This is a genomic window from Faecalicoccus sp. LCP19S3_E2 (assembly GCF_052121255.1).
Classification (GTDB): domain Bacteria; phylum Bacillota_I; class Bacilli_A; order Erysipelotrichales; family Erysipelotrichaceae; genus Faecalicoccus.
On record NZ_JBQKEP010000006.1, the window covers coordinates 1 to 19,794 of the forward strand.

Sequence of the window (19,794 nt, forward strand, 5' to 3'; positions counted from 1 at the left end):
AAAATCAGAACTAGTATTCATCAACATATAAGTACCTCGTTTCTCTGTACTTATAAAATACTGTCTGATTCGACACTATTTATGTCATATCAACAAATTGAAGGTTAAGCGATCAATTTTCTTGTCCATAAATATTCTCCTTGTATTCTTATTCATATTATAGGAGAACTAGAATATAAATCACGTTGTTTGAACAACAAAAAGATTAGTTTCCTCTAACAATTAATCTAAAACATCTCTTTGGTCAATAATTTTCCATTTTTCATCAAAATATTGCCTTGTGCAATTACTGTATCTAAGTTTAAATCTTTATCCCACAACAGAAGATCGGCATCACTTCCCTTTTGAATCACGCCTTTTTGTGGATAAAGCTCTAATGCTTTGGCAACATTACGACATCCTAACGCCAAGGCATCCTCCATGGACCAGTTTTTCTGTTTGACCAGATAGACGATCTGTTTATATATCGTATCGACATCCGATACGCCGATTTGTAAAAGATTTCCCCGGGCATCATATTTTGACCAGCTGCCCTGGCCATCAGAACTCAAAGTCACCTGATCCATACAGACACCTTCTTCCTTGATTTTCATCAATGCCTGATATACACCTTCTGTAGAATCGCAAGTGATATCGATCGTTCCCCCTCTTTTCGCAAAACCGATGGCTTGTTGTAGTAAGGCGAGATTACGATTGACATGCGTCGGTTGAAATGTCTTAATAGGAATATCTGTTTGATCCAGAATATCCATTACCATATGTAAGCCTTGTTTCTCATCGCCTAAATGCAGTGTCAAAATCCCGGCTTTTTTTGACAACATGCCCGCCACGCGAACATCACTTGCCAGATGCATCAATTTCTCTGATGTAACATGACTGGATCGATGATCGGATAAGGCCAGCTTACAACCGATGATCTCTTCAATAAATACAATATCTTTTTGAACCGAATCTGTAATCGTAGTGCTGGGATATCCGTAAGCACCTGTCATACAATAGACAGATATCCCCTGATCCTTTAAGCCCTTTGCCTTGGCAACTAGATTCTGGACACTTCGTGTGATCCCATCGGTTCCTAAAAGGCCAACGACTGTCGTTAATCCACCGTGAATCAAACAGGATGCCGTCACTGCCGGTGCCTGTGTACAAAAGCCACCTTCACCACCGCCTCCGGTGATATGTACATGACGATCGATCAGTCCGGGCGTTAGTATTTTACCGGTCGCATCGATACAATCTATACCATCTATGATCGGTAGAGTCTTACTTACCGCTTCAATTTTTCCACCGGCGATCCATACATCCTGAATGCCTTTATCTTGTGGTGCATATACATGTGCATTTTTAATTTGTAACATACGAACATCCTTTCATAAAAAAGACACAGATCTAGCGACCTGCATCGATGATCCATGGCTTTGTTTTTAAAAGCTCCTGTGGAAATGTCTTAAAATCTTTTAGTTTCCATGTCCAGTTATGATCACTGACCGTTCCCGGAAGGTTGATTCTGGCTTCTTCTTTATAGCCGCAAATATCCCAAATCGGTAAGATCGCAAGATCTGCTTTTGTATCCAGCGCATAATGACAAACAATATCATAAAACGCCCGTTCCGTATAGCCTCTTTTCTTAAAGAAGCGGCGTAAACTGATGCGGCGATTCGAATCATATTTTCCATATTCTTCCATGATCGTTCCATTATCATGCGTTCCGGTATAAACGACCTTATGCTTTGGCAATGGTTTTCTTAATAGCTTGGATTCCATTTTAAACAACAAAACTTCCATACCCGGAATATGATTGGCTTCAGCCAGCTCGGTCACTTCTTTTCGAATAATGCCCAGATCCTCGGCAATCAATTCTACATTTGGACATGCCTTTTTGATCGCATCCAAAAGCTTTTGGGCCGGCCCCAGCACCCATTCTCCTTCAATCGCCGTCGGACAGGAAGCCGGGATCTTCCAATATGTATCAAAAGCACGGAAATGATCGATTCGTACTTTATCAAAGTATCGAGCAGTCCATCGAACTCTGTCACACCAGAATTTAAAGCCATCTTTTTCCTGTGCCTCGAAATCATAGATTGGCATACCCCATCGTTGCCCTGTCTCGCTGAAATAATCCGGTGGACAACCTGCCACAAATTCCGGCTTGCCATCTTTATCCAACAAAAAATACTCCTTATTGCCCCATACATCGGCACTGTCATAATCGACATAAAAAGGAATATCTCCCATGATCTCTAATCCTTTTTGATGGGCATAGTCAACAACTTCCTGAAATTGTTTATAAAAGACAAACTGTAAAAAGCGATAATAGTCCATTTGATCTTGATAATCTTCCAGATCAATATCATGTTCCTCTAAGAAATTGCGGTATTCTTCATCCCATTCATTCCAGGAAGCTCCCTCATGAAGTTCATGAAATAATTGGTAAGTTACCCAGTCATCCAGCCAAAAGGCTTCTTTTAAGAACAAATCATATTCACTTTGAAACAAATCTATATTTTTCTTAAAGGCTTTGTAGGCACGTTCAAAATATTTTTCTTTAAATTCTTTTACTTGTGGATAATCCACAAAATTTTTAAACTTATTACAATTGATCACTGAGCTTTGGGTCAAAAGTCCCCACTCACTCAAACGGTCAATGTTGATATAGATAGGATCGCCGGCAAAACTGGAAAGTGTCTGATATGGTGAATGCGTAAATCCCGTCACCTGTAACGGCAACATCTGCCATATCTTATATCCAGCTTCCACGATACTATCAATCATTTTTAATGTCTTTGCCCCAAAGTCTCCAATGCCCTGATTTCCCGGCACAGAAAACAACGGACATAGAAGGCCTGCCTTTCTGTCCATATTTTGTAACCCCTTTCAATACGTCAATTCTAACACATTATAAGCCATTTTGGGGTAAGAAAAACAGGCTTTTTTTAACTTTGTACAGCTATGTATATTTACATAATATAAATATAGTTTATTTATTTACATATTTATAAATTTGTAAATAAATAAGTCAAAGAATGACAAAAAGTGAGCTTGTACTTACCTGTTCTTATATGTATACACTAGATAAAATTCATGATTTCTGATAAAGAATCGATGGTGTAATCCGCTTTTGAGACATCAAATTTTAATACTGGATCTTTTAATGCGATAACACATAATCCCGCTCGTTTGGCGGCTAATATTCCATAGGTTGAATCTTCTATGACCAAAAGATCTTGTTTGGAAATACCCATTTGACGTACAGTAAATTCATAAATCTCCGGGTTTGGTTTGGATTGTTTAAATTCTTTACCGCTGACTACGATTTCAAAAAATGAATCGATCTGACACGTCTTCAAAACTTCTTCAATATGTTTTCTGGATGATGAGCTTGCCAATGCCAATTTTATTTGTTTTTGTTGTAAATAGTTTAGAACATCCAGCGCTTCTTTACGAAAGATCTTTTTAAAATCCACCATATTTTCATCAAAGTAACGATTTAATCTTTTTCGTGTTATTTCCTTGGGGATCTGTAACATTTCATATAAATAATCATCAGTCAGTGTTCCGGAAGCACCCGCCAGACATCGTAGTTCTTCTAATTCATATACTTTTCCTTGTTCCTTTAAAAAACCTTGAAAAAGCTTTAAATATTCTTTTTCGCTGTCAATTAAAACACCGTCCATATCAAATATTATTCCTTTTATCTTGTTCATCTTTTCCTCGTTCCTTTAAAATGAGTCGCCTTTTGGGCGACTCATTCATTGATTTAGTCATTAAAATCTTAATAATTATACTTCCACATGTATTTACGTTTACTAAGTGGATGATTTCTCATATCAGCTAATAGCTTATTAAAGACAGATAACATGGCGGTATGGAAATCATAATCAAAGTAACCGCTCACTTCATTCAATTCGTTCAATCCGTATTTTTCTGGGTCAATAACCGTTAAATGATGATTATATTGTGACAAGAATTGAATAGCTCTTTCATCTAATGTTTTTGTCTTTCCGGATGATTTTAACAATAAGAATGCGGTATCCGGATCAGTAATTTCAAATGGTCCATGGAAGAATTCTCCGGAATGGATCACAGCCGCATTGATCCACTGCATTTCCATAAAGATACAGATCGTCTGTTGTTGAGCAGCTGACCAGGCGGTTCCGCTGCCTAGTGTGTAAATCACATTATCATCTTTATAGTTGATGGAGAATTGGATAGCTTCCGGAATGATGTCTTTTTGCGCTTTGGGAATGATGTCATTCATTTTAGCCATAGCTTGTACCATAGCTTCGTATTTGTCATTCTTTTCCAATTTGTATAAAAGTTCATAGGCAATCTTCATGATATATGCCGATTTACCAACTTCAAAAGGAACACCTTCTCCATCTTCAAATACAATTGTGTAATCGGAAACAGTGGAAATACCATTAACACCTTCTTCGTGTGTCAAGCCAACAACCGTGGCCCCTAATTTCTTGGCTACTCTTCCTGCTTCTACCGTTTCCTTTGTGTTTCCACCTCTGGATGCGATAACAACAATAGAGTTTTCCGTGACACAGGCCGGTGTATCATGTACAAATTCATTGGATGAAACGAAGCTTGTCGTTAAATGTTTGGCCTCTCTTTGCAGATAATAGTTTGCCGCATAATAACAAGCCAGCGAACCTCCTACACCTGTAAAACTAATGTTTTTGATCTCCTTTTTTTCTGTGATTTCTTCAATCATCTTTTTAATGTCGAACATTTTTATCCCTCCTTATGTTCTTTTCTATGATTTACTTAATGACTTAAGTGAAATCCTTATGCTACAGCTAAAATTCCAAAATAATTCAAAGCGATTCCTGCGATAAAACAAATCAGCACGATCCAAATCGGGTGAATTCCTTTTTTGACGATCTTGTACATTAAAAATGTTAGAGCTAATGGAATCATTTTAGGCAAAATTCCATCTAATAGATTTTGTACAACTAATGTATCTCCATACTGTAAAGGTGTTGTGATGTTGACTAAAGATGCCGTCATTCCTCCGATTACCATTAAACCAGCCACGGAGCAACCATACATCACCTTGTCAAACAAATTACTTTTGGCGATTTGTTGAATAAATTCTTTACCTTTTGTATAACCCAGCTTGGCTCCATACCAAGTAATCGGGAAACTAGTTGCGATAGAAATCAACATGGCGATGATTGGTCCTAAAATAGATCCCTGCTGTGCTAAAGAAATACCGATACTCATGGCAATGATTCGAATCGTTCCTTGAAACAAGGAATCTCCAATACCGGATAGAGGTCCCATGAGTGCTGTTTTGATCGATGTGATCATCTTTGGATCAAATGTATCTGGATTTTCCGCATATTCTTCTTCCATAGCACCGGCTAACCCTAATACAAAAGCGCCTAACTGTGGTGTAATGTTGAAGAATTCCAATGAAGCGTTATAACGCTCTTTCTTCTTTTCGATTTCTTCTTTGTCTGGATACAATCGATCTAAGGTCTTATGCATACCCCACATAAATGCTGTATTCATTTGACGTTCATAATTCCATAAAGCCTGCATACACCATCCGCCCCAGAAATACTCACTCACTTTTTTATTTAACGGATAGTTTCTTTGTGCTTCTAATCCTTTTTTTGACATAATTCTTGCCTCCTTACACGTTAATCATCCAGTTCATCGACCGGTGCTCCAGCCAATGAAGTCAACGGAGAATCCCCATACTTTAATGAATACAAAAGTACGGCTACTAAAATAGAGATAATGGAAATGGCGGTCAGACTTAATCCAGAGTAAGCCGCAATGGCGAATCCGATGAAATAGTAAATAATATTTTTACGATTCACCATAACAGAAAGCAACATGGCAAAACCAAAGAAGGCAACAATGTTGGCACCTAATGAAATACCCTTTAATACGAAATCTGGTAATATCGCAAGAATGGAATTAATCAGTCCTTCTCCAAAATACACGGCCACAAATACCGGAATAAAAGCACAGACAAAGTACAATAGGGGTCCCCAGAAAATATGAACCTGACATGCCTTTTTAAATTCCCCTTTTTCTACATAGTTATCACACATATGTGTCATACTAATTCGTAGAATGCTTGCTAAATTTTCGATCAAGATGATCAATAATGTCATTGGAGTCGCAATCGTCAACGCATTTTCTACATTGGTTCCTGTCATGATAACAAGAGCACACGCTGCAATCGATCCCATGTTCATATCAAAGCCGGAAGCACCTACAGACATAAAGCCAAGACTGATCATTTCCATATAGGCACCTACGGATAATCCGGTTTTCAAATCACCTAAAAATAAACCAACCAATGTACAAGTAATAAGCGGTCTTTCAAAATTCAAACGACCTAACATTCTGGAGTCTAACTTTGCGAATACGGCAATCAGACCCACTATTATAGATTGAAATAACATGATAGTCTCCTTATAAAATTAACTTTTCTTTCTTTGTCGATGGCAGCTGCTGCATGATGATCTGTGTACCACATTCCATTATTCTTTTCGCATAAGCAATTTCCTGATCATCTAAATAAACAACTTCACTAAACTGTTTCGATCCTTCTTTTTTGGCAATGCCTCCAAAATTGATTTCTTTTACTTTCGGATAGCCTTCAATAAATCTTGCGGCATCTTTGACACAGCCAAATACAATAAAGATCTCATCATTTAAAGCTTCTACTTTCGGCATTTTTTCCAATGCTTTTTCTACCGAAAAAATATTGAGCTTACATGCCGCTGGCTTTGACATGTTCAGTGCCATCTTCTGGAACTCATCACTAGCCGCGGCATCATCAATTACAATGATTCGTGTAGCCGCCAAAAAATGAGTCCATGTAAAGGCAACCTGTCCATGTACCAACCGATGATCGACCCTTACAGCTTTGATCATAGCTCTCTCCTCCTTTCCTCTATACATCCTCTAAGTTTGTCCATTCCTGAAGCATTGGATTGATGTATTTCACACCAAACACATCCTCCTTCACCTTTGTTTCCAAAGTATTGTCCTGGAATGAATCCAAACTAAGAATCAGATCAATCAAGAATGGCAGATTTACATTGGATACTAAATAAAATGGATATTTTCCTAAAAACTTAATAAATCCATTATTAACGCTCCCACCTACCATATCCGTACAGACGATCAATTCTTCTTTATCAAAGTCCTGTGCCTTCATGATGGTTTCAATCGAATGCTCTAAATTAAAATCGGCATCTAAATATCCGCATAAAGTCTCAATATTATCGACTTTTCCTATAATAATGTTTAAGGAACTCAACATCCCTTTTGCGAGACTTCCATGTGATGCAATCAGAATCTTTTTATTTTTTTTCATTGGTCTGTACCTCTTTCTTCCGTTCTCCATAAACCATAAAATCGGCTAAATACGCAATCTCACTCACAGGCAGTTGTACATTATATCGTTTTAAGATATCTCTAAATGATTCGTTGACGCATTTGATAAATGATTTGTTGTTTTTCTCAAATAAATCTAAATTGTCATACTGTTCAATTTGTGTTTTTGTCACCAATCTTTCCATTAAGCAACATACGTGGATATAAATTCCGGTCAAGGATCGTCCATTAAATTGATATCCTAATAAGTCCTGCAGTCGATCGATCGCACTTGTTACATCGTCCAGCAAGATTTTCGGGTTTAATATCGTTAGATGACCTACCACATTTTGCAAAGTAAAAGACTTTCGAATATTATTTAAAAACGTATCGATTTGATCCGGATCCATATAGTCCTTAAGAATCTGCGTAATAATTTGTGTATTGCTGCCCGATATAATTCCTTCCAGGGAGATAAATACTTCTTCATTCACATGCGGATTCGCGGTTCCGGTAATAAACAAAATATTTTTATTATTGAAAACTTCATGATTCTTACCTTGTGCTATCATTTCTCCAAAATCACATACTTCCAAATTCAAAGCCAGAGTAGTCGGCAAGCTGTTTTCAAAAAAATCTCTCATTCTTTGTGCCATATGTAAGCCACTTTCACTGACAAAGAGAATGGTATCTTTTCGTTGTTTCTTGAAAGCCGTGAACTTTGCCTGCGATGAAGCACTGGCTTTCTCCAGAATTTTCTCTATGTTTTCTTCCTGCAGGATCAGTGAACCTACATTTAGAGCTAATGCAGTGGACACATTATTGATAACACCGATATTACACTGTAAAGAGGATGCAACATCTTTGCCTAAGATTTCTAAAGATCCCATATCCACCATAACGATGACATCCATTCCTTTATTCATCCTTCCCAAATGGCGAATCAATTCTTCTCGAATTTCTTCCTGGGTGACATCCAATGGCATATCTAAGGCATCAAATACATAGCTTTGTAACATCGTATTGGTCGCATCAGCAATTGAAGTAGCTGTTGAATAGCCATGACATAGGATAATCCCTAACGCTTTCCGCTTTGGAAGCTCCGCATTGTAATAATTGATGTAAATCACCATATAGATCCAGAGGAATGTAGAAACCTTTCTTTCCAAGTTGGTCTGCAACAGGTGTCTGATTTCATCCACGGTCATGGCTGCATACGTAACTTCATCTTGTAACAGGGCATAAATCGCATCCATCGTTTTCTGGTTTTTCTCATTCCATTTTTCTACCGATGAAGCATACAACTCTTCTAAATATAAGATGCGTGAAATCACCGTACTGAAGTTTCCCGGCAAATTCACATATCGATGTCTGGATAAAAGCTCTAAAAGATTCGATACCAAAACTTCAATGTTTTTAACTTCACTTCCTAAAATTTTTTGTTTATACGATAGATGATCATTTAATAAATCAATGTTTTTCTTGGCATTTTCCATGACTTTTTCAATGTCATCCTTAGTATCGAAAACATGTATAATTTGATCAAAATAGTTCAAAATGTATTCAATTTTACTATTTCTATGATAGGTATCTAAATTCAAATAACCGCCATTTTCCTGTGCGGTGACCGGTAATGTTTTTAACAGTTCTTCCGGTAGATCCACGATTTGAATCTGTAATTGTTCCTTGTTTCCTCGCTTGATTGCACTGGCAAACATGATCTTGATATAAGACTGCAGAGTTCTGGCATTTTGTTTGTATTCTCCATTGATCAAAGCTCTTAATGCCATAACAGAAAGACTTACTTTGCCATCAATTTTTTGTGCTTCGCTTTGAATAAATCGCATCACCAGCTCTTCTTTTTCTTCCACGCTCTTTTCCTGAAAAGATGAGCAATATAGAGATAAAACGATATATTTCATCAAAGACTCGCTCATCCAGGATGTCATTTCTTTTTCCGCCAGTAAAATAATGCGTAGGATGCGATTTCGTAAACGAACTTGTTGATAATCACGCATTTCTTTTAAAAGACTACCAATATATTCTTGTAATGATTCACTTAGATACTGTGCATGTCTAAACACTAAGATCATCTCTTCTGCCTGATCGAGCCTATATTCTTTTTGCAGTGTTTGTTTTAATTCACACTGTATTTCATCACTATTGGTGTCCGATACTTCAAATCGCATCACTTTCGCATGTGAAGATACCTTTCCTTTTTGAATCGCATTTTTGATGATCGTATCAGTTAGAAGACTTTTCCCCGTTCCCCTCTGTCCATACAACAAAATGGGAAGTCCGCATGGCGGATATTCAAAGGCTTCGCTAAAGCGCTTTATCGTTTTTGCCAAAGATAGATCATATCCAACAATGTTCTCAAAGCCTTTGCTTTGCTGATAATGGTCTTTGACAAACTGCTTTACTTCTTCTAAATCGTAAAAATCTTCTTCCTGAAATTTGCTTGTATATTTTTCTTCCATCTTTTTACGATGAAAGAAATAAACAGGTCGCGAACTGACTTTGATAACCTTTCCTTCCTTAGCCAATTCATTAAGATATTTGCTGGCAAGGCTGCGACTTACATGAAGCTGGGCACTAATGGCAGCTGCTGTAAACGGTTGATTATTGCTAAAATCTTGTGTAGCTGTTATCGAATACAGATAGTCATCGATCAAGTCTTTTGTGCTCCGATTCATGTGCCCTCCTTTCCAGCTTTCTGCTTACGACTATAGTGTATGCAAAAGTACGAGTTCATATTTACAGTGTAAAAAGTTTCAACAATACAAACGCTTAATTCTTTATGATTCCAACTTTTTAAACAAATTTCTTATTTTTTAAACACTTTGTGTTCAATTGTTAGCTCTTCTACAAATTATTGTCTCTTCTTCAACTGACTAAATTTGTCTTCCTAAGACCTTTTCGATACCGCATCATTCCAAATAAAATGCGCAATACATACTCTGTTTGACATAATAGAAATACAAGAACGATGCTTTGAACATGAAATACCAAGATACTGCCAAAAGCGATAGAAAGTCCCACCATATACATCAAACCACTGTCCAGAAACATCAAGGCTTTGGTATCTCCTCCGGTACGCAACGTACCAAAAATGATTACGATAAAAAAGCGCATGCCTATTCGTAAGGCAAAAATACGGACGATCCATATCGCATTATTCAGCACAGATGCGCTCTGCACTTCAAACAAAGAAACAAGGAAAGGTGAAAAACATGTAATCAAGATCACGGCGCCCAAACAAAGTCCAATCGCCATAGAAATCAAATACATGCTTTGTTGCCCGGCTTCTTTTAGTTTTCCTTGTCCTAAAGAAATCCCAATAATGGAAGATATAGAGTCAGAAAAACCATTCGCCACCGCAAAAAACAAGTCTCCGATCTTCGCGCCGATATAGTAGGCGTTCATCGCCTCTATACCTAAAAAACCAAAAGCTTTGACAAACAATGTATTGCCAAATCCAAATAAAATCTCATTCAACAATAAAGGTCGGATTCTAGGTAAGATCCTTCGAATAAACGATAGATCATAAGAAAACATTTCTCGGATTTTTCCCACAAACGGTTGTTTGGTCTTATAAGCCAAAATAATATTGACCGCCAACGCAATACTGTGCGCTATACAAGAGGCCAAAGGTGCTCCGATGATCCCCAGTTTAGGAAAACCAGCATAGCCAAAAATCAAAAGAACATTCCAAAGCATTTTCATTAAAAAAGTAATCATTCCGATCACAAAAGGATAAAAAGGCTTCCCCAGGTTCCGATAGATCACAGAAAAAGAGAGTTGAAAACTCATCAAAATATAAGCATACTTCGCAATTCGCAAATATTGGCATCCATTCCATATCACCTCATCATTTTGTATATAGAAGTGTAAAATAGAGGCAGAAAAGAAAGTAATGACACCATACGTCAATATCCCTACAAAAGCGGCACAGCTTATACTTAAACCAAAACAACGTTTTAAGTTTTTATAATCGCCGGCACCAAAAAACTGAATAGCATAAATACCGGTCCCTGCCGCACAGGCCCAAACTACATTTAAGGCAATCACCTCAATTTGCGTGGCTGTTCCAACAGCACTCACTTGATGAATCCAGGAAATCATTAAAGTATCTAAAGCACCCATAGAGATTGCCAGCAGATTGGTTATTCCTAATGGAATTGCCAAAGAGAAGGCATATTTATAAAAAGAAACAGGGCCAATAAACCGACTCAATTTGAAAGATGTTGTTCGCATAAGACACCTCGCTTTCAACGCGATTATATAGAGAGTTTCACTTGGAAAAATGCAGTGTCTATGTCCTGAACACTCATCTTCAGGTTTGCACAGTAAACATGGATTTTACCTTCTTTTTAAGACGCAAAAGAACACTAAAATTTGAGTCATACCTATTGTAGAAAGACCTGACAAATTTGTCATTGAATGCAAAATCCAATAGGAGAACCATAAAATTAGCTGTAAATAGTAAATCTATGCGACAAAAGATGAATATAGAATCGGATATGTCTTAATTCCAACAAAAAAAACAGGTCAATTCTATCACAGAATCACCTGTTAAATTTTTATATTTGATATTGCTTAAATCATAAACTTAAATAAACGAACTTTACATTCAATTTGATTCTCAAGAATCATGAAAAAACATAAAAAAAGAATCTTGCTCGAGCAAGTCAAGAAGATTCTCTTTATCATTTCTACTCTACTGATACAGGTGTATATCCTGCATCTTCAATCGCTTTTTTCAGAATGTCCTCTTTTACATCGGTTTCCATTTCGATCTTAGCCGATCCACTCTCCAAATCTACATCCGCTTTAGTAACCCCGGTTACATCCTCCAAAGCTTTTTTTACATGAGCCACACAATGTTGGCACATCATTCCTTCAATTTTCATTGTTTTTGTCATTTTTTCTTCCTCTACTTTCTTTTCTTGTTGTTTTGTTTCTTGAATTTCCATTACAATTTCTGGTTTAAACCAACGTAAACGTAAGGCATTGGTACATACACAAACAGAGCTGAGCGACATGGCCGCACTTCCGATCATCGGCGATAAAAGCCATCCAAAGAACGGATAGAAAATACCGGCAGCTAATGGGATTCCTAACGCATTATAGAAAAATGCCCAGAACAGATTCATGTGAATATTTCGAATCGTTTTTCTGCTTAAATCGATAGCTGTATTGACATCCAGTAAAGAGCTTTTCATCAATACGACATCAGCACTATCAATCGCAATATCCGTACCATTACCGATCGCAATACCGATATCTGCCCGCATCAATGCCGGTGCATCGTTAATACCATCACCAACCATGATGACCTTGCGCCCCTGGCTTTGTAAGGTGCGAATGACATTTTCCTTATCGGTTGGCAATACATCACTAATCACTTCATCCACCAACAGCTCTTTGGCAATTGTCCGGGCTGTTTTCTGATTATCACCCGTCAACATCACCACATGCATTCCTTTTTCTTTAAATGCTTGAATGGCGGCCTTACTTGTTTCCTTGATCGTATCGGCTACATTGATCCAACCAATCACCTTTTGCTCCTGTACAAAGATCAATGGTGTCCAGCCCTTACCGGCGGCTTCTTCAATCGCATGTACGATTTCATCTGTAAACACAACATCTTGTTCCTTACAGAATTTATAGTTGCCGGCCAATAGATGTTTTTCCTGTACCACACCTTTGATTCCTTTGCCACTGATCGATTCAAACTGATCAACCGGCAGTAAATCAACTTTATTTTCCTGGGCATAGTCGACTACAGCTTTGGCCAAAGGATGTCCGCTGCCTACTTCCAAACTGGCTGCTAAAGCTAGAAACTGCCTTTGATCCAAATCGGTCACGACTTCTTGCACACTAGGCTTTCCGCTGGTAATTGTCCCGGTCTTATCTAATACGATCGTATCCATATGAGCCATATTTTCCAAAGCTGCTGCATTTTTGATCAAAATACCATACTCTGCCGCTTTCCCGGTCGATACCATAATGGCAACCGGTGTTGCCAACCCCAGAGCACATGGACAACTGATTACTAGAACGGCTACCGCATTAGATAAAGCAAATTCAAAGCTTTGGCCCGCAATAATCCATACGATTCCTGTGACGATCGCAATACCAATCACGATGGGAACAAAGATACCACTAACTTTATCCGCCACACGAGCAATCGGTGCTTTGGAATTTCCGGCTTCATCCACCAGCTTAATGATTTGTGCCAATGTCGTATCTTGTCTGACCTTAGTTGCTTCAAAGATAAAAGAACCATTCTGATTCAAAGTGGCTGATATAACTGTATCTCCAACTTCTTTATCCACCGGTACACTTTCTCCGGTGATAGCACTTTGATCCAAGACTCCATTACCGGAAAGAATCGTACCATCTGCCGGAACTCGATCTCCCGGACGAATCACAACATGATCATGTGGCATCAGTTCACTGGCTAAGATCATCTTTTCTTTGCCATCACGAATCACACATGCATTTTTTGGACTTAGATCCATCAACTTATCCAACGCATCGCCCGTTTTTCGCTTTGATCGAGATTCCAAATATTTTCCTACACTTACTAACGTAACGATCATGGCAGCCGACTCAAAATACAACGCATGCATGGAATGATGTACCATCATCATATCACTATGTCCAAATCCATAAGCCATACGATATAAAGCGTATAATCCATACACAAAGCTGGCCCCGGAACCAATGGCGACCAAGCTGTCCATATTCGGTGCCTTATGAAACAAAGACTTAAAACCATGAATGAAGAAATGTCTTTGAATGCATAAGATCAACATAGAAATTAACACCTGACTCAAGCCGGAGATCATCGCATTTTCTTCACCGGCCAAAATAGGCAGTCCCAACATTGGTCCCATCGCAATCAACATCAAGGGGATCAATAAAAGAATTGAAACCAAAAGTCGATGAAACGAAGCATCTTGTTCTTTTTTCGCATCTGCTCTTTTTTGATCCCATTCTTCCTGAAATGAAGCATCTTCTTTCTTTGTTCCTTTTTCTCTTGCCACATATCCGGCATGCTCTACCGCATCACAAATCGATGCCGCGCTGGTCTTGGCTTCATCATATTCCACTCGCATCGAATTTGATAATAAAGAAACATCTACTTTTTCTACACCATCCAGCCTGGAAACGGCCCTTGTGACATTGGCCTGGCAAGCTGAACATGTCATTCCTGTTACATCAAACTGTTTTTTCATCGACATCCCTCTATTTCAATTTTTTAACTAACATCATGACTTCTTCCATGACCTCCGGATCTTCTTCTTTTGCCTTTTCCCGCACACAAGTTTCCAGATGATCATGAAGGATCAAATAGCCTAAAGACTGTAAGGCACTCTCCAATGCCGAAACCTGAATCAAAATATCTCCACAGTAGCGTCCTTCATCTAACATTTTTTCAATACCTGTCAGTTGCCCTATCATACGATGCAGACGATTTTTTAACATTTTTACTTCCGCCTGCGGACGCGGTGTATGTTTTTTATGTTCTGTATTTTCTGTCATATTCATCACCTTTCGTTAGAATTATATACCTACATAGGGTATATATCAAGTGAGATGATGCGCTATAATAACAATACAGGGAGGTACGATCATGAATCCTAAACAACTGTCTTTTCAAAATACGGCCCAAACCATTATCAAAAATCTAAATAAGCGTAATATGCAGGGCTACTATTGCGCCACAAAAGAAGAAGCTTTACAAAAAGCATTACAACTGATGCCGGCTAAAAGTTCTATTGGCTGGGGTGGCTCCATGACTTTGAATGAAATTGGACTTTTGGATGCGATCAAACAGGGCGATTATAACGCCATCGATCGAACACAGGGCGATCCAAAAGAACAGGCTTCTAAGATATTTCTTGCTGATTACTTTTTAATGAGCACCAATGCGATTACTTTAGATGGAGAATTGATCAATATCGATGGACGGGCCAACCGCATTTGTTATCTATGTTATGGACCGGAGCATGTATTGATCATTGCCGGTATGAATAAGGTGGTACCAGATATTGAAAGTGGCATCAAGCGTGTTCGGAATATGGCAACACCGCCAAATACCACAAGACTTCATAAAGATACACCTTGTGCCAAAGTTGGTCGATGCATGGATTGCCTGGCTCCTGACTGCATCTGTAATCAAGTTTTGGTGACCCGAAGAAGTGGGCAGGCTGGCAGAATTTCTGTAATTCTTGTAGGCGAAGAACTGGGATATTAATTCCATCAAAGAAGCTATAACAATTAATTGGTTTCCAGTGTTATAGCTTCTTTCATTTTTTTGTACTTAATATTCATAAACTCTTTATAGGATCAAATTAGACTAACTTAAAATAACTATAGTATATTATTCTTATATTCATCCATCATTATGGCTGCCATAATCGTTTCTATTCATTAGTATTATGCCAAGAAAAAAAGATCCATAAAAATAAAGAAAAGTTGTTTCTTTAACGTTCGAAAGAATACTTTTCTTCATCTATAAGAGTTATACAAAAAAGCCATCCGCTCTATCGCTGATGACTTCTTATCGATACTACCTAGAAAAATATCTCACAATCCGATTCCACTTTTTTACAGTTCTTTAAGACCTGCTCCATAACGCTGGAAACATCTGAATTTTCTTCAAATTCTACCTTCATTTTTAATGTCATGAAGTTCACAACCGCATCCTTAACACCTTCTGTTTTCTTGGCTGCATCTTCCATCTTATTGGCGCAATTAGCGCAATCTACATCAATCTTATACGTCTTTTTCATAAAAATCTCCTTTAGTTTATTAATTGAGCAATTATTTAATTGATAACTATAATTTACCTTATTTAGAAAATTATGCAAGTAAAAAATCATCTTTTTTGAAGCATCTGAACTAAGTGTGGGTAGAAATCATCTAAGCTCATAAGATAGTTTGATTTCATAGTATAACCGGGAACATACGATCATGATCATATCGATAAGATTCTGTATATTCCTGAATCCATATGACTTTCGTATCAACACTTTGATCTTGTTATTGATGGATTCTATACGCGCATTCGATAATCCATGTCTTACGGTCGCAATGATCGCGTCCTTATGTCGCCGTATCTTTTTGCTTAATTCTACAATTTGTTTCAGCTTGCTTCGACATGCCCATGACAACCAGGCTTTTAATTCTTTCTCTATTGTATCCTTCCTGCACTGAAACACTTTTCTTAGTCCTTCTTTTAACTGATATCCTCGAAACATCTTCGGATATAGTTCTTTGATCTCATCTAAACAGGATTGTTGATGCTCTGTTAGATTCTCAGGATTCTTGCCAAGTGCATATTTATAGCTCTTCCCATATTTTGTTGTTGCCTTGGCTTCTTCTCCTTTTTTAGGACGTCCTCTTCCTCTTTTTGGTTCCCTCTCTTTTTCTGCTTAGCTTCACGCCATACTTCTTTTCGCCGTTCATCCATGCATTCGATTGCCCATTGAACTACATGAAATCCATCAATCCATCTTTCACAGTTTGGAAGCCATTCTTCAATACAGCTTTGGATCCATCGGGCTCCATCAGCGGATGTCAATTCAATAGATTCTCTCTGCTCCTGTGTCAAAAGGGCAAAGAAAGAACTTAACACTTCTTTCCCCGTGCCTTTGCCTACCCAGATCACTTGATTCGTATCATGATCTATGACAACCATAATATATTTGTGGCCTTTGCGATAACTCGTTTCATCAATACCAATTCGTCTCAAGTTTTTGAATCGTATGGAACTGTCCGGTTCAAGACGATCCTTTGTACGTGAAAGAATCATACCTACAGTACGCCAATTGATACGCATCAGTTTCGATACTTCTGTACGATTGAGATGCAAAGCCAGATAAGCGACCTGCTGTTCAGATTCCCTGGTAAAACCGGAATGATGGTGAGCCCATGGAACCTGTTCGGTATGGATTCCATGGACAGGGCATTGAACACGATTCACATGGGAAAGAATATATACTCTACAGGCTCCAAAATCCAAAGCTCTCCAAGACCTGTATTCAGTAGTAGAATCATATCCGTTGCACTTTCTGCCACAGACTGGACAACGGGATCTTTGTCCTTTTGTGATTTCAACACGAATATATAGAGAAGATGAAACATGATCAAATTCTGCATTAATTATCTTGATACAATTGACATTGAGAATGGATTTTAGTAATTTTTTAAGTGCCATATGGTATTCCTTTCCTGGTTTGGTCGCTTAAGAAAAATACCACATGGTTTTCTTATATTCAAATATTCTTATTTTATACGATGAATAAAAGCGATATTCATTCTTTTGATAAAGATCTACCCACATTTAGTACAGAAGAGCCAAAAAGAATAGATTTTGCTTGATTCTTTATTAGAATGATGTATAGTATAAGTGACAATTGAATAATTGTTCAATTATTGTATTGATTGGAGGTTTCCTTATGAATAAGAAACAGAAAAAGATGTTGATTCGCATTCTATTAGCAGCTGCTTTTATGATTGGATTACATTTTATAGAAATAGAAGGATGGTATCGTTTTATCGCCTACATGATTCCTTATCTGATCGTTGGTTATGATATTTTGATTAAGGCCGGAAAAGGAATTTTAAACCATCAGGTTTTTGATGAATGCTTCTTGATGGCTGTCGCGACTTTGGGAGCCATAGCGCTTGCCATTTATGATAACGGGGATTATACCGAAGCGATTGCGGTTATGTTGTTTTATCAGATCGGTGAATTGTTCCAAAGTTATGCAGTTGGTAAAAGCCGAAGAAACATCAGTGATTTAATGGATATTCGTCCGGATTATGCCAATATAGAAAATAACGGGACATTAGAAAAAGTAGATCCGGATGAGGTAGAAATCGGCAGCGTGATCGTTGTACAGCCGGGAGAAAAAGTTCCGATCGATGGCATTGTCCTAGAAGGAAACTCCAGCTTAAATACCAGTGCTTTAACAGGGGAAAGTCTGCCTCGCGATATCAAAGCCGGAGATGCGATCATTAGTGGATGTATCAACATGAGTGGTGTTCTAAAAATTAAGACGACAAAAGAATTTGATGAATCCACAGCTTCCAAGATTTTGGACCTTGTTGAAAATGCCAGTTCCAGAAAGTCTAGATCGGAAGCATTTATTTCCCGTTTTGCCCGTATTTATACACCAGCCGTTTGTTACAGTGCTTTAGCTTTGGCTATATTACCACCCATCGTTCGTATGTTTGGCATGAATTTAGATCCAGAATGGCATGTATGGATGTATCGTGCATTGACCTTTCTTGTAATCAGCTGTCCATGTGCCCTTGTCATCAGCATTCCTTTAAGTTTCTTTGCCGGTATCGGTGGTGCCAGTAAAGCCGGTGTTTTGGTAAAAGGCTCCAATTATTTAGAAACATTATCAAAAACTAAAATCGTTGTCTTTGACAAGACCGGTACATTAACACAGGGCGTTTTTGAAGTCAGCGGTATTCATCATAATCAAATTGAAAATGATAAGCTGATTGAGATTGCAGCTTTGGCAGAGAGTGCCTCTTCGCATCCTATCAGTAAAAGCCTACAGCGCGCCTATCACCATGAAATTGACCGCTCCCGCGTAAAAGATATTCAGGAAATCAGCGGTCATGGTATTGTTGCCAAAGTCGATGGACAAGATATTTTGATCGGAAATACAAGACTTATGGAAAAATACCACATTCCTTATAAAGAATGTCATCATACCGGAACGATCCTTCATATGGCCATCAACGGTCAATACGCAGGACACGTTGTCATTTCTGATATGTTAAAACCAACTTCTTTAAAGGCAATGCAGGCTTTAAAAAGCTGTGGAATCGAAAAGTTAGTCATGTTGACTGGCGATATTAAAAAAGTGGCCGATTCAATTGGTCAAAAATTAGGATTAGATGCCGTTTATAGTAACCTTTTACCAGGTGATAAAGTAGAAAAAGTAGAAGAGCTTTTATCGTCCAAACCAGAGCACGCAAAACTGGCCTTTGTTGGGGATGGCATTAACGATGCTCCCGTTCTATCAAGAGCCGACATTGGAATTGCCATGGGGGCCATGGGAAGTGATGCGGCCATCGAAGCAGCGGATATCGTCTTAATGGATGATGATCCTATGCAAATTCCAAAAGCTATCAAAATATCAAAAAAATGTCTTCGCATCGTTTATGAAAACATTGTATTTGCCATCGGTGTAAAACTAATCTGCTTACTATTAGGGGCGTTAGGTTTAACGAATATGTGGATCGCAATCTTTGCCGATGTCGGTGTCATGGTTATTGCCGTATTAAACGCAATACGAGCTTTATTCGTCAATAAGCTGTAACTACATAGGATAAAGAACAGGTAACCTTGTATGATATGTATCTGTTCTTTTTTTACATCTTTTCCAAACAAATTACTGCTAATTT

General features: G+C 38.1%; 16 protein-coding genes and 1 pseudogene. 2 read left to right on the forward strand and 15 right to left on the reverse strand.

Going from position 1 to position 19,794, the window contains the following annotated elements; all coding sequences use genetic code 11:
* Positions 1–227 precede the first annotated feature (227 nt).
* The 12 genes from iadA to ACTQX6_RS06935 all read right to left on the reverse strand — a co-directional run bounded on the left by iadA (position 228) and on the right by ACTQX6_RS06935 (position 14,904).
* The gene (iadA, locus tag ACTQX6_RS06880) at positions 228–1,358 is read right to left on the reverse strand and encodes a beta-aspartyl-peptidase (protein WP_117447090.1); all 1,131 of its coding nucleotides are present in this window, start codon (positions 1,356–1,358) and stop codon (positions 228–230) included.
* Between the two features lie 31 nt (positions 1,359–1,389).
* Entirely contained in the window at positions 1,390–2,859 is a 1,470-nt protein-coding gene (malQ, locus tag ACTQX6_RS06885) for a 4-alpha-glucanotransferase (protein WP_117447089.1), read from the reverse strand.
* A gap of 209 nt (positions 2,860–3,068) precedes the next feature.
* Positions 3,069–3,704, reverse strand: a complete 636-nt coding sequence (locus ACTQX6_RS06890; protein WP_272002561.1) for an HAD family hydrolase — start codon at positions 3,702–3,704, stop codon at positions 3,069–3,071.
* A gap of 68 nt (positions 3,705–3,772) precedes the next feature.
* Entirely contained in the window at positions 3,773–4,738 is a 966-nt protein-coding gene (locus ACTQX6_RS06895) for an SIS domain-containing protein (protein ID WP_117447087.1), read from the reverse strand.
* A gap of 56 nt (positions 4,739–4,794) precedes the next feature.
* Entirely contained in the window at positions 4,795–5,634 is an 840-nt protein-coding gene (locus ACTQX6_RS06900; RefSeq protein WP_167698426.1) for a PTS system mannose/fructose/sorbose family transporter subunit IID, read from the reverse strand.
* A gap of 20 nt (positions 5,635–5,654) precedes the next feature.
* Positions 5,655–6,431 (reverse strand): PTS mannose/fructose/sorbose/N-acetylgalactosamine transporter subunit IIC, encoded by a 777-nt coding sequence (locus ACTQX6_RS06905; RefSeq protein ID WP_195222990.1) that lies wholly within the window; start codon positions 6,429–6,431, stop codon positions 5,655–5,657.
* Between the two features lie 10 nt (positions 6,432–6,441).
* Positions 6,442–6,906, reverse strand: coding sequence for a PTS sugar transporter subunit IIB (locus tag ACTQX6_RS06910; RefSeq protein WP_117447085.1), 465 nt, complete (start codon positions 6,904–6,906; stop codon positions 6,442–6,444).
* 19 nt (positions 6,907–6,925) lie between these two features.
* On the reverse strand, positions 6,926–7,351 hold the full coding sequence (locus tag ACTQX6_RS06915; RefSeq protein ID WP_167698424.1) for a PTS sugar transporter subunit IIA: 426 nt from the start codon (positions 7,349–7,351) through the stop codon (positions 6,926–6,928).
* A complete protein-coding gene (locus ACTQX6_RS06920; RefSeq protein ID WP_117447083.1) occupies positions 7,338–10,046 on the reverse strand; it encodes a PRD domain-containing protein in 2,709 nt (902 codons plus the stop codon). Before ACTQX6_RS06920 ends, ACTQX6_RS06915 begins: the two co-directional genes overlap by 14 nt.
* Positions 10,047–10,236: 190 nt before the next feature.
* Positions 10,237–11,607, reverse strand: a complete 1,371-nt coding sequence (locus tag ACTQX6_RS06925) for an MATE family efflux transporter (protein ID WP_294686947.1) — start codon at positions 11,605–11,607, stop codon at positions 10,237–10,239.
* A 458-nt stretch (positions 11,608–12,065) separates the two neighbouring features.
* Entirely contained in the window at positions 12,066–14,597 is a 2,532-nt protein-coding gene (locus tag ACTQX6_RS06930) for a heavy metal translocating P-type ATPase (RefSeq protein WP_117447081.1), read from the reverse strand.
* 10 nt (positions 14,598–14,607) lie between these two features.
* Positions 14,608–14,904 (reverse strand): metal-sensing transcriptional repressor, encoded by a 297-nt coding sequence (locus ACTQX6_RS06935; RefSeq protein WP_117447080.1) that lies wholly within the window; start codon positions 14,902–14,904, stop codon positions 14,608–14,610.
* A 91-nt stretch (positions 14,905–14,995) separates the two neighbouring features.
* On the opposite strand from ACTQX6_RS06935, the gene ACTQX6_RS06940 reads away from it, so the two are divergent.
* Entirely contained in the window at positions 14,996–15,619 is a 624-nt protein-coding gene (locus tag ACTQX6_RS06940) for a lactate utilization protein (RefSeq protein WP_117447079.1), read from the forward strand.
* A 319-nt stretch (positions 15,620–15,938) separates the two neighbouring features.
* Here the strand turns inward: ACTQX6_RS06940 and ACTQX6_RS06945 are convergent, their stop codons facing one another.
* The 3 genes and pseudogenes from ACTQX6_RS06945 to ACTQX6_RS06955 form a co-directional block, all read right to left on the reverse strand.
* A complete protein-coding gene (locus ACTQX6_RS06945; protein ID WP_117447078.1) occupies positions 15,939–16,157 on the reverse strand; it encodes a cation transporter in 219 nt (72 codons plus the stop codon).
* A gap of 126 nt (positions 16,158–16,283) precedes the next feature.
* Positions 16,284–16,673, reverse strand: a pseudogene (locus tag ACTQX6_RS06950) (ISL3 family transposase); the annotation flags it as partial.
* A gap of 2 nt (positions 16,674–16,675) precedes the next feature.
* A complete protein-coding gene (locus ACTQX6_RS06955) occupies positions 16,676–17,584 on the reverse strand; it encodes a transposase (RefSeq protein ID WP_117447271.1) in 909 nt (302 codons plus the stop codon).
* Positions 17,585–17,879: 295 nt separating this feature from the next.
* Between ACTQX6_RS06955 and ACTQX6_RS06960 the strand changes: the two genes are divergently transcribed.
* A complete protein-coding gene (locus ACTQX6_RS06960) occupies positions 17,880–19,709 on the forward strand; it encodes a heavy metal translocating P-type ATPase (protein WP_434313156.1) in 1,830 nt (609 codons plus the stop codon).
* The last annotated feature ends 85 nt before the right edge of the window (positions 19,710–19,794 follow it).